The sequence below is a fragment of the Mesorhizobium sp. NPDC059025 genome, assembly GCF_042739655.1.
In the GTDB taxonomy this organism is placed as follows: Bacteria; Pseudomonadota; Alphaproteobacteria; order Rhizobiales; family Rhizobiaceae; genus Mesorhizobium.
Genome location: NZ_JBHYIM010000007.1, coordinates 338,791 through 351,018, shown reverse-complemented (window position 1 = coordinate 351,018; position 12,228 = coordinate 338,791). Strand labels below are relative to the sequence as shown.

Here is a 12,228-nt window from a genome sequence, read left to right as displayed (position 1 = left end):
AATTTTGCAGCTGAAGTGTGGAATGACGAAAATTTGCCTCATCGGTGCGGGCAGTACAGTCTTCGCCCAGAACATCCTGGGAGATATCCTGTCTGAACCGGACGTGACCGATTGCGTTGTCAGCCTGTTCGACATTGATCCCGAGCGGCTCAGGACATCGGAGATCGTCACGCGACGCATATGCCAGTTTCTGGGACTGGATACGGTCCGGGTGCTGGCCACGCTGGACAGGCGCGAGGCGCTCACAGGGGCTGATTTCGTCATCTTGATGATGCAGGTCGGCGGCTACAGACCCGCCACCGTCACCGATTTCGAAATCCCGAAGCGTTATGGATTGCGTCAGACCATTGCCGACACTCTGGGTATAGGCGGTATCTTTCGCGGGCTGCGCACGATCCCCGTGCTGGCGGAAATCTGTCGCGACATTGAGGATCTGTGCCCGGGCGCCCTGCTAATGCAATACGTCAACCCGATGGCGATCAACTGCTGGGCGATCAAGTCAATTTCGCCGGATATCAAAACCGTAGGTCTGTGCCACAGCGTTCAACACACGGCGGCCCATCTAGCCGCTTGCCTTGGAGAAAACGTCGCCGACATCAACTACGTGTCGGCCGGTATCAATCACGTTGCCTTCTTCCTTAAATACGAAAAGCGGCACGTCGATGGACGTCTGGAAGATCTCTATCCGCGGCTAAAGGCGCTGGCACAGGAAGGGCTGGTGCCGCATGATGACAGGGTGCGTTTCGATGTTCTCAAGCGGCTGGGCCATTTTGTTACCGAGTCGAGCGAGCATTTCTCGGAATATACATCCTGGTACATCAAGGGTGGCAGAAACGATCTTGTCGAGAGCCTCAATATTCCGCTGGACGAATACATTCGGCGATGTGAGGCACAGATCGCGCAATGGCAGGAACTGAAGGAAAATCTTGAGGGTGGTAAGCCCATCGACGTGTGTCGTAGCAATGAATATGCCGCCGGTATTATCCACGCTATGGTGACCGGGCGTCCTGCGCTGATCTATGGCAACGTTCCAAACGGTGGGCTGATAGAAAACTTGCCTGCTGCCTGTGTCGTGGAGGTTCCCTGCCATGTCGATCACAATGGCATTCAGCCTGTCCGCGTAGGTCGAATACCTACTCAACTCGCGGCCACAATGCGCATGAGCATCTCGGTTCAGGAACTGACGGTGGAAGCAGCACTGACGGGGAAGCGTGAGCGCATCTACCAGGCCGCGTTACTCGATCCTCACACGTCAGCGGAACTATCGCCCGATCAGATCTGGCGACTTGTTGATGATTTGATCGAAGCGCATGGCAGTCTCCTGCCCAGCTATCAGTAGCGCGGCCCACGCGGGCTTCTATCACTGGGTCCACCAGTTCCATCGGCCGATTTGGTTGAAGCCCGTCAGAGCACTGTAATCGGGGCACGGCTGTCCGCGTCATGAGCTCCATCTCGAAAAGCCAGGCTTTGCGACGCTTTTCTTACGTCCATGGGGCCATAAAGGAGCCGTCTGGTTCAGACGCGGGAAAACGAGATGTCGCTCCGCGTGATCGGAAACGGAGCTTCGCGCGCAAGATCATTGTTCGTTGGAGCGTGCGCTCGGACTGATGACACGCCCGGATGTGTGCGTTGATCCATTGGACTTGATCCAGGTCGCAGAGATCGACAGAGCACCAGGATCACAAGCTCCGCTGCACTGGCGGCCACCTATATCGACGCCGCGTGTCCCTCCACCCGGCTTCGACAAAACTGTCACCGACCGATCATCTTGATGAGGTCTATACCCCTCCGACCGACTGGGGCGTCGCAAGAGGAGAAATTACTTGACCACCTATTCCATCAAGCTGCCATTTCGTGCGGTTTCTTGTGCAGCCTTGATCGTTGCCGCGACCGCATCGGCGGTGTGGGGACAATCCGCGACCAACATCGGCGCGGCAAAGCTTCTGTCACCCATTACCACTTTGAACTCCACGCCCGCCGGTCGCGAGGTTCTTGCCAAGAATCTCGCTGGGGCCATCGAAATCAACAACAAAGCCTCGGAGACGCAGAAGGCTCAGGCGTTCAAAGACGATCTGAAAACGAAAGAAAGCGGAATTGGACTTGCTGATGGCTTCGGAACGAAATTGTATCAGATATATCAACAGGCAAGTCCGATCTTACCCAACGCAGACGATCCGACTCATCCTTTGGAGACGGCGATTTCCGGAAGTTTTTACGATCTTTTCAAATATGCCAAGAAAACCTTGAAGTCCGATAAGGATTTCGTGAAGTCCTTCTTTGCAAACGGCGAAACCGATGAAGGCAGCGAGCCAGACGGCATCGCCTTGCCCGAAGGCGGAATTATAAACATCTACGACACCGTCTACCAACCGCCCGCTGATACAAAAGGTGCTAACGGCAACTCACGGCCATTTCAGAGCCGGCCAAACCTCATCAAGAAGTTTTCAGGGTTGGATTTCTTCGGCAAGCCGACATCAAGCGCCGCACTCTTTGCTGAAGATAAGAGCCCGTCCTTTCCAAGTGGCCACTCAACCTACGGCTACTATCAAGCCATGTTGCTTGCAATCATGGTGCCGGAACGCTTTCAAGAGATGATGACACGCGGGTCGGAGTACGCCAATAGCCGCATCGTGCTTGGATTTCATCACCCGCTTGACGCGATCGCCAGTCGAATCCTGGTTACCTACGACCTAGTCCAATTGCTCAATGGCAATCCAGATTTCGCCAACAGCAAATTTGGCGACTTCCCGGTCTTGCTGAGCCGCAGCACGGCGGATTTGCGCAGGCTGTTCGAAGAGAAATGTGGGACCAGCATTGCAAGCTGCATCCTCTCCGGTGCCACCGACCGGTTCAGCAACTATCAACAGAACAGGGCCGACTATACGCATCAGCTGACCTACGGCTTACCGTCCGTTGGGCCGACGGACTTGCCGATGATCGTGCCCCAGGGCGCCGAGGTGCTGCTTGCCAGCCGTTTCCCGTATCTTGATGCTGATCAACGTCGCGAGGTGCTCGCGACCACCGGACTGCCGTCCGGTTCCCCCCTTGACAACAGCGCGCCACAATTCCGGGGCTATGCGCGGCTCAACCTGTTTGCAGCCGCCGACGGATATGGTGCGTTTCGCAGCAATGTCCCCGTGACCATGGATGCTGGTCAGGGCGGTTTCAATGCACTCGATGTCTGGCGCAATGACATCGGCGGATCGGGCGGCTTGACCAAGGCAGGAAGTGGCACCCTGGTTCTCCAGGGTTCCAACACCTACAGTGGAGGTACCATCGTCAAAGGCGGTACCTTGCGATCAGGCGCCGCGAACGCCTTGGTCAGCAATACTGCCTACACCATTGATGGTGGCATACTCGATCTCAACGGGTATCGGCTGACCGCATCGTCGTTGTCTGGAGCCGGTGGTGAGGTGGCGCTTGGCGGCGGGACGCTCACTGTCGGCCAGACTGCAAACACGGCCACGGCATATGCTGGCACAATCACCGGTTCTGGCAGCCTGATCAAGGATGGCGGCGGCACGCTGATCCTGCAGGGTCCCAACACTTACAGCGGAGGCACCGTTGTCAAAGGCGGAATCTTGCGCTCGGGCGCGGCGAACGCATTTGCCGGCAACCGAGCTTACACCATCGACGGCGGCGCACTCGATCTCAACGGATATCGACTGACCGCGTCATCGCTGTCTGGAGACGGGGGCCGTGTCATGCTTGGCGGTGCCGGGCTCACTGTGGATCAAGCTGCAAACCTGATCACGACATATGCCGGTGCAATCACGGGTTCTGGTGGCTTGATCAAGGCAGGCGGCGGTACGCTGGTCCTGACCGGTACAAGCAGCTATTCGGGCGACACGACTGTATCCGGCGGCAAGTTGCAGTTCGGCAACGGCAGCTTGGGGGGCGGTAACGATCTTGCCGGCAGCATCGATGTCACTGCCGGTGAGCTATCCATCCAGACTCCGGCAACAATGAAGGTGGGCAAGAGTGCGACCTTTGCCGCGAACACCACACTGTCAATCGTCGCCAAGTCAAGCGGCCCCTCGCTCCGGGCCGAACAGGTGAAACTCGGTGATCGTGTCGCTTTCAATCTGGGTGGCGTTGATGCCACGAGCGGCGCTGCGAAGGTGCTGATCGATACCGCTTCAGGTATCAGCGGCGACGTCAACACCGTGACGGTGGGCGGCTTCAATGGTGCGGTGGACTATCTGACCTTTTCAACCGGCAAGTCGGCAAACAACAAGCAATATCTGTCGACCTACGAGCTGACCTGGATTGCAGGCGGCAGGCAAAGCTCCAAAGGCACATTCACGCTGAGCAATGTTGGCGATAATTTCAATGTCGGGGCAGCGTTGGCCGATCAGGCAGCGAACCTCGCCACCGGATGGAACGGTACGTCGCTGACAAAGCAAGGCCCCGGCACACTGATCCTCTCTGGCGCCAACACCTATTCTGGCGGCACGACGATCGCAGCCGGCACGTTACAACTTGGTGACGGCGGCACAAGCGGCTCAATTGCCGGCAACGTGGTCAACAATGCAACGCTGGCCTTCAATCGTTCCGATAATGCGACTTTCGGTGGTGGTATTTCCGGTTCCGGCAGGGTCAATCAGATCGGCAGCGGCACACTGATCCTGTCAGGAGCCAACAGCTATACCGGCGGAACCACAATTTCAGGCGGCACGCTCTCGATCTCGACCGACGCCAGTCTGGGGGCGGTTTCGGGAGGCGTAACCTTCGCTGGCGGAATGTTGACGACGACCGGCACCTTCGATACGCGTCGCAACATCGAGCTTCAGCAGGCCGGACAGTTCGATGTCGCGGCCGGCACCCAACTTGGCCTGAACGGAGGGGTATCGGGCGCGGGCGACCTGACAAAGCGGGGAATGGGCACGCTGGTGCTGACCGGAACCAACGCCTATGCCAACACGCTGGTGCAAGCCGGCAGATTGGTGGGCAACGCCCGCTCGATTTCGGGCAACATTGGCAATGCGGGAACGGTCGTGTTCGATCAGGCCGGGGTCGCCACCTATGCCGGAAACATTTCCGCCTTGGGTGGCCTGCAAAACGGCGCCATGATCAAGCGTGGTACCGGGAGCCTGACGCTGACAGGCACATCCTCGCTGGATTGGGCGGTGGAAGCGGGCACCCTGATCGCGTCGGCCGAACGCTTCAACGGCAATCTCGCGATCAAGCCTGATGGCGCCTTGAGGTTCGATCAGGCATCGAACGCCACCTATGCGGGGCTGATCTCCGGTGCGGGCAGCCTGACCAAGCAGGGAGCCGGTACGCTGAAGCTCACTGGCTACAGCGCAGATTTTGCAGGAAAGACAACCGTCGCATCGGGAACGCTATCCCTCGACGGTTCGCTTGGAGGGACTGTGGACGTGCTCTCTGGTGCTCGCCTCCAGGGAAACGGCAAGCTTGGCAGCCTTGTGGTTGCCAATGGCGGCAGGATCGCTCCCGGCAATTCAATCGGCACCCTGAATGTGGCTGGCGATATGGTGCTGGCTGCCGGATCGATCTACGAGGTCGAGATCGCAGCCAACGGCACGAGTGATCGTATCATGGCTGGCGGCAAGGCGATGCTCGGCGCGGCCAAGGTCGAAGTCATCGCCCTCGATCCCAAGACCAGCTATCGGGATGGGCAAACCTACACCATCCTGAATGCTGCCGGCGGCATCACCGGTAGCTTCGATCCAGTGGTTCTGTCACGTTCGACGTTCCTTGATACGAGCCTCGCTCAAGGCACGACTGCGGTCAACATGACGATCGCGACCAAAAGGCAAGACGGTGAACCACTTTTTGCCACCGTGGCTGATACCTTCAACCGCAAGCAGGCCGCCGGCGCGCTTGATACCCTCCGACAGAGCGGCCAGTCCCTGGTGCTCTACAACAAACTGCTGCCGCTTTCTGCGGATGAAGCGCGCTCCGCAATCGACCAACTCTCCGGGGAGGTGCATGGTTCGACCGTTGCCGGCCTCATCGAAGGCAGCCAATTGCTGCAGAATACGATCAATGATCGGCTGCGGGCGGCTTTCGAGACACCCGGCACTGCGACCCTCCCAGCCGCGGCCTATAGTTTGGAGGCGCGGGCGGTTTCCGGGCTGACGGCGGCCCCGGTCGGGAGAACAGGGCCGGGTTCCGGGGAACACAACGGCGTCTGGGGCTCGGCCTTCGGTTCTTGGGGCTCAATAGGCAGCGATGGCAATGCCGCCAGACTGTCGAGGTCGAACAGTGGTTTCCTTGCAGGCATCGATGGCTTCGTAACCAATGATTGGCAATTGGGCCTCCTGGCCGGCTATAGCCATTCTGCCTTCAAGCTCGACGGGCACGCCGCATCGGCTTCGAGCGACAACTATCACTTTGGCGTCTACGGCGGCACGCAATGGGGCGCGATGTCCCTGCGCTCAGGCCTTGCCTACACCTGGAGTGATATCGATACCAGCCGCCAGGTATCCTTTCCTGGATTCGTGGACGCGCCGTCAGCGAATTATCGCGCTGGAACCACCCGGCTGTTTGGCGAACTCGGCTATGGCATCAAGGCGGGCTCCGTCGCCTTCGAACCGTTTGCCGGCCTCGCCTACGTCGATGTCCGCAGCAACGGTTTTGTCGAGAAAGGCGGCGCGGCAGCGCTTACTGGCCACAGCGGTTCCAATGACGTTGCCTTCACGACTCTCGGCCTTCGCGGCTCCGTCGATTTCGAACTCGGCATGACCAATGCAATCGCGCGTGGCATGATCGGTTGGCGGCATGGCTTTGGGGATGTCACGCCGCTTGTCACTCAGGACTTCATCGGTGGCAGTGCTTTTACCGTCGCTGGCGCCCCCCTGGCCAAAAACAGTGCTGTTGTGGAGGCTGGTCTCGACGTTGCCATCATGCCGTCAGCGACAGTCGGGATCTCCTATCAGGGACAGATCGGTTCGAACGCAAGCAACCACGGTGTCAGAGCGGATTTGAATATCAAATTCTAGGTCGCGGATGCCGTCAGTGCAAAGCTGTCTCTTATAGGATCAGCGCTTGCGGCCTCTGTGATCACGGGATGCAAATCCGTGGCTTCGGCTGGCATTCACGCCAGCCGACTCTTCCCGTGGCGTGATACCGGCCGATCGGATCGAACGACCGAGATTCGGTCGTTGGGCTTTGGATGTTTCTGCCGCCGCAAGGACCTGGCGATCGCGTTTGGCAACAGGCGCCGCGCGCAGCCGATCCGCGGAACAGTTGCCTGCTCGTCCTCTACGCTTGTTGTGGCGATCGGATCAGGCCTCTCGGGGCCAGTTTCGTGTGTGTCCTGCCTTCAAATGGATCAAAATCAATCAGAAATGTGATTGACATTGAGCGAACGCGATGAAAATATGATTGAAACAAGGCGTAAACGCGCAGTGGGAGGAAGGTGAATGAGCCAGACCGGCGGAGGGAAGTCGGAGCGCCTCGACGCGATACGCAGCCACCTCTATGCAAATGGCTTTTCCACCATCCAGATGCTGGCTGACTCGATCGGTGCATCGCTGGCGACCGTGCGGAGAGACTTGCAGGTTCTCGAACAGGAAGGCGCGATAGATAGGGTTCATGGCGGTGCCCGGATCGCCGAAGGGTCTTCGATCGAGCTGGCGTTTCAGGAACGTGCGAAGCGAAATCTCATCGCCAAGCGGGCCATCGCGACGGCTGCCTACGAACTGCTTTCGCCGCGTACCGCTATCTTTCTCGATGCCGGTACGACGGTGTTTCAGCTGGCACGGCTCATCCGCGTCAATCCGATGCCGTTGCGTATTTTCACCAATGGGCTGACGGTTGCGCAGGAATTCCTCAACGTCCCTAATCTGGATGTTGTGCTGCTTGGCGGGCAACTTCGCAGCGAAAATGCCTCGATTGTCGGTCCCCAGGCCGAGGCAATGCTGGAGACCATCTGGTTCGATCAGCTTTTTCTTGGCGCAAGTGCCATCAGCCCCGATGCCGCGATCTATAGCGTCGACAGCGCGGAGGCGAGCCTCAACAGGTGCATGCTGGGCCGTTCCATGCATCGCCTTCTCCTTACCGATTCCTCCAAATTTGGAACGATGGCGACGTATAAGGTCGCCCCCTTGACCTCGACCCAGGTGATTACGGATGCCGGTCTGTCCGCACAGTGGCGGGTTCAGCTTGCGGAACTTGGCGTTAGCGCGACGGTGGTTGCAGACGCCGAAGCAAACCATGAGTGAGCTTGTCCTCGGAATCGACGGTGGCGGCAGCAAGGTTCTGGCCGCACTGGCCGACAGGTCTGGCCGCCTCCTGCGCCTGGTGCGAGGCGGCGGCGTCAACCCGATGGACAATCCAAATTGGAGCCAGGAGCTCGAGACTCTGCTGGTTTCGTTTGTGAATGAGCCGCGCCTGGGTGCCATTGCTGCTGCATTGCCTGCCTATGGCGAGGTGGAAAGCCTCTCTCAAATGCAGCGCGAAATGATCGAACAATTGTTTGGCGGCGTTTCGAAGCGCATGCTCAACGATGTCGAAGCCGCTCACCTGGGTGCATTCGTTGGAGGCCCCGGGATCCTTGTTCTTTCTGGAACCGGTTCCATGGCATGGGCTCGCGATGCAGGGGGTTCCTCTCACCGCGTTGGCGGCTGGGGCGATACTATCGGCGACGAGGGCAGCAGCTATTGGATCGGCCGGGCAGCACTCAGCCTCATTAGCCAAAGCATCGACGGACGGGCGGGAGCCACAGCACTGACGGACCTTGTGTTCGAGCATTTGCGCATCGACAAGGCCGATCCGATCAACGCGCTCGCCGGCTGGGTGACGCACCTCATCAATCCGCGCGCCGGGATTGCTGCCCTGTCGGTGCTGGTTGATCGCGCGGCAGAGGCCGGTGACGCAGGCGCAGCCTGCCTCATAGAGCGGGCTGCGGAGGAGTTGGCGAAGCATGTCTCTGCTATTGCCAACGTTGTCGACCGCGGTGACGTGCAGCCTGCCTGGACTTATGCCGGCGGCACATTCGGCAGCCGCAGGTTGCTCAATGCGCTGCAGCGCAGAATTGGCCGGCCGTTGACCGAGCCGATACTTCCGCCCATTGGCGGCGCCCTGTTGGCTGCCGCCCAGCTTCTCGACTGGCCCATCGACGATGGCTGGATCGGGCACATCGCCGGCGAAGCAAGCAGTGCGACGATGCAAAACAGGTAACGTAAGCCTCAAAAAAAGGAAGAAGGGAACATGCGCAATTTTATCCTGCTATTGACCGCTTCGACGGCTCTCGCCGTCACCGGACCGGCGCAAAGTCAAGACAAGAAGCCGTTTGCCGGTCAGACCATCACGGTTCTCATGCCGTCTCCACAGGCTTCCAACATCGCCGCTGATTTCGAGGCGGAGACCGGCATTCACGTCAACATGCAGACGCTGGCTTGGGATGATATCCGCCCAAAGCTGGTGACGGCACTGATCGCCGGTACGACGCCCGCCGATGTCACTGAGATCGATTGGTCATGGACTGGACAGTTCAGCGCGGCCGACTGGTATCTGCCGCTGAACGGCTCGATCGATGCGGAGACTGTGAAGGACGTAGGCGTTTCCAGCATCTTTACAGTCAACGGAAAGCTGCTCGGCATTCCCTACAGCAATGATTTCCGTGTGATGCTGGTCAACAAGAAGCATTTCAACGATGCCGGCATCACCGAAATGCCGTCGACGCTCGAGGGACTTGTCGCTGCGGCAAGGAAGATCAAGCAAAAAGGCGTCGTCAATTATCCGATCGGCCTGCCGCTGTCGCCAACCGAAGGTGCCTCGACGAGCTGGTACCTGCTGACCAAGGCGTTTGGTGGGGACCTGTTCGACGCGAACTTCGAGCCGTTGTTCACGAAGCCGGATTCGGCCGGCTACAAGGCTCTGGAATTCGAGCTGATGCTTTTGAAGGAGGGACTTGTCGATCCAGCCTCCACCAATCTGAAGGACAGTCAGATCAACGATGGGCAGTTCGCCCAGGGCCTGACCAGCATCATGATTTCGGGGGAGCCGGGCCGGCTCGGTCAGATAAACGATCCTGCTCATTCCAAGGTGGCTGGCCAGATCGAAGCGATCACGGTGGCGACCTCCAGTGGAAAAACGCGCAGTTTTGGCTTGCCGGAAGCGCTCGGCATCCCAAAAGTATCTCAAAACAAGGAAGCCGCGGTCGAATTCATCAAATGGTTCACCGGCAAGAAGTTCCAGACGCAGAACTACGTCACCAACGGCATCTTGCCAACGCGTACATCGGTTCTTTCAGAACTGAATGACAGCGGAAAGTTGCGCAGTGGCAGTGCGCTGGTGGCACAGTCCAAGACCGTCGATCCGCTGTTCCCGCAAGGAACACCGACCTGGTATCCGCAATTCTCAGGCGCAGTGAACACGGCCATCAACAGTGCTGCGAAGGGTCAGGTGACCGTTGCGCAGGCTATCCAAAGCATTGCAGAGGCCACCAAGCAGGCCAAGGATCAATGACCTTGGCTGTCCCGCTCAACAAAGCGCGGCCAAAACACGGCGTTGGCGGAAGCGGCGACGCCATGTTGGGGCTTCTGCTCGTCGCGCCGATCCTGATCACCATGGCGACACTGGTCTTCCTGCCCATGGGCAGAACCGTGTGGGACAGCTTGCATCGGGTCAACCCGATGCAAGCTGGCACGCCGTTCGTTGGATTGGAGAACTATGCCCGTATGTTTTCCGACGGCCAGCTCGCAACGGCCTGGATCAATACGCTTCTCTACGTTTTTCTCGCGGTGATGGCGGAAACGATTTTCGGCGTTCTCGCCGCCGCACTCATCAACCAGGTTCGGACCGGACGGCAATGGCTGCTGGCTGCTGTCATATTGCCGTGGGCTCTGCCGGGCGTGGTCAACGCCGTTATCTGGCTCTGGATATTTCAACCCGGTGCTGGCCTCCTCAACGGAATCCTGTCGGCATTCGGTTTTCCATTCGAAAACCACGTCTGGTTCAACGACCGTACAAGCGCGATCCTGGCGGTCACCGTTGTCCATGTCTGGCGCATGATGCCGCTGACGGTCGTGATCGTGCTCGCGGCCATGCAAGGCATTCCGGCGCATCTTTACGAGGCCGCGCGAATTGACGGCGCCACGCGCGCGCAGATGTTCCTGCGCATTACTCTGCCCTTGGTGCGAAGTGCGATCGCCGTTTCCATGACCAATGCGACGGTCAATGCCTTTAACCTGTTCGACGAGGCGTGGGTGCTGGCGGGCTCCAGTCTGGAGACACGGCCGGTCCTGGTCCAGATCTATCTCGAAACCTTCCAGAATCTTCGGTTCTCATACGGCATGGCACTTTCGCTCGTCATCACACTGGTCTCGCTGCTGGTTTCGCTCGTCTACGTGCTGCGCGTGCACCGTAACACTCGGTTCGACTGATGAAACAGACACTCGGCTTTCGGATCATGGTTTCGGCGGGCGTCCTGGCCCTGTTGGTCTGGTCCCTGGGACCAGTCTACTGGACGCTGGCCAGCGCATTCACCCCTTCCGAGGACTTTTCGGCGCGGCCGATCCATTTCGTTCCTCAGCACTTCACCCTGGACCATTTCTCCCGTCTGCTTGGCATTAACGTTGCCCGTATTGGCGGGGTTGAAGTGTGGGCGCAGTTTCGTGCCGCACTGATCAACAGCGTCGTGACCGCTGTCGCTGCAACAGTTCTATGCGTGGCGATCGCAGCGCTCGGCGCCTACGCCTTTACCCGGCTCGAATTTCCTGGCCGACGGGCTTTGTTCGTCGCTGTCGTCGCTACGCTCGCCATCCCCGCCTATGCTGTTCTGATCCCGCTTTACCAGATCATGATCCGCCTGCATCTGGTGGACACCTATGTGGGGGTGGCGCTGATCTACGTGTCGGCTTTCCTGCCGCTGTCGCTGTGGCTTCTGCGCAGTGTGTTCGAGGCGCTGCCGATCGCGCTGGAGGAGGCGGCACAACTCGATGGAGCGGGGCGGCTCTATATCTTCTTCAAGATTGTGTTGCCGCTGGCTGGTCCTGGCCTGACAGCCGCAGCCATCCTGACCTTCCTCGGTGCATGGGGACAGTATCTCGTACCGCTGATCTTTTCGCCGGAGGCGACCAAACCGCTGACTGTGCTGATTCCTGAATTCATCACCAAGAATTTCATCGATTACGGGCTGATCACCGCAAGCGGTTCCATTGCCATCGTCATCCCCGCCCTCGTCGTCATTTTCCTCAATCGCTATCTCGTGAGCGGCCTGCTGGCTGGCTCAGTCAAATGAAACCGGAGATTTTC

The 12,228-nt window shown here is 58.8% G+C and carries 7 protein-coding genes; all 7 read left to right on the top strand.

Features of this window, described 5'->3' with window-relative positions; all coding sequences use genetic code 11:
- Window positions 1-22 precede the first annotated feature (22 nt).
- The 7 genes from ACFWYE_RS19235 to ACFWYE_RS19205 all read left to right on the top strand — a co-directional run bounded on the left by ACFWYE_RS19235 (window position 23) and on the right by ACFWYE_RS19205 (window position 12,214).
- The gene (locus ACFWYE_RS19235; protein WP_379113557.1) at window positions 23-1,339 is read left to right on the top strand and encodes an alpha-glucosidase/alpha-galactosidase; all 1,317 of its coding nucleotides are present in this window, start codon (window positions 23-25) and stop codon (window positions 1,337-1,339) included.
- 484 nt (window positions 1,340-1,823) lie between these two features.
- Window positions 1,824-6,968 carry an autotransporter domain-containing protein gene (locus tag ACFWYE_RS19230; protein ID WP_379113556.1) on the top strand — a complete coding sequence of 1,715 codons (5,145 nt, stop codon included), beginning with the start codon at window positions 1,824-1,826 and terminating at the stop codon, window positions 6,966-6,968.
- A 423-nt stretch (window positions 6,969-7,391) separates the two neighbouring features.
- Entirely contained in the window at window positions 7,392-8,192 is an 801-nt protein-coding gene (locus ACFWYE_RS19225; RefSeq protein ID WP_379113555.1) for a DeoR/GlpR family DNA-binding transcription regulator, read from the top strand.
- Window positions 8,185-9,150: an N-acetylglucosamine kinase gene (locus ACFWYE_RS19220; protein WP_379113611.1), complete on the top strand. Its 966-nt coding sequence runs from the start codon at window positions 8,185-8,187 to the stop codon at window positions 9,148-9,150. The genes ACFWYE_RS19225 and ACFWYE_RS19220 overlap by 8 nt, the downstream gene beginning before the upstream one ends.
- 30 nt (window positions 9,151-9,180) lie before the next feature.
- On the top strand, window positions 9,181-10,440 hold the full coding sequence (locus tag ACFWYE_RS19215) for an ABC transporter substrate-binding protein (RefSeq protein ID WP_379113554.1): 1,260 nt from the start codon (window positions 9,181-9,183) through the stop codon (window positions 10,438-10,440).
- Window positions 10,437-11,357, top strand: coding sequence for a carbohydrate ABC transporter permease (locus ACFWYE_RS19210; protein ID WP_379113553.1), 921 nt, complete (start codon window positions 10,437-10,439; stop codon window positions 11,355-11,357). The genes ACFWYE_RS19215 and ACFWYE_RS19210 overlap by 4 nt, the downstream gene beginning before the upstream one ends.
- The gene (locus ACFWYE_RS19205; protein ID WP_379113551.1) at window positions 11,357-12,214 is read left to right on the top strand and encodes a carbohydrate ABC transporter permease; all 858 of its coding nucleotides are present in this window, start codon (window positions 11,357-11,359) and stop codon (window positions 12,212-12,214) included. Before ACFWYE_RS19210 ends, ACFWYE_RS19205 begins: the two co-directional genes overlap by 1 nt.
- The last annotated feature ends 14 nt before the right edge of the window (window positions 12,215-12,228 follow it).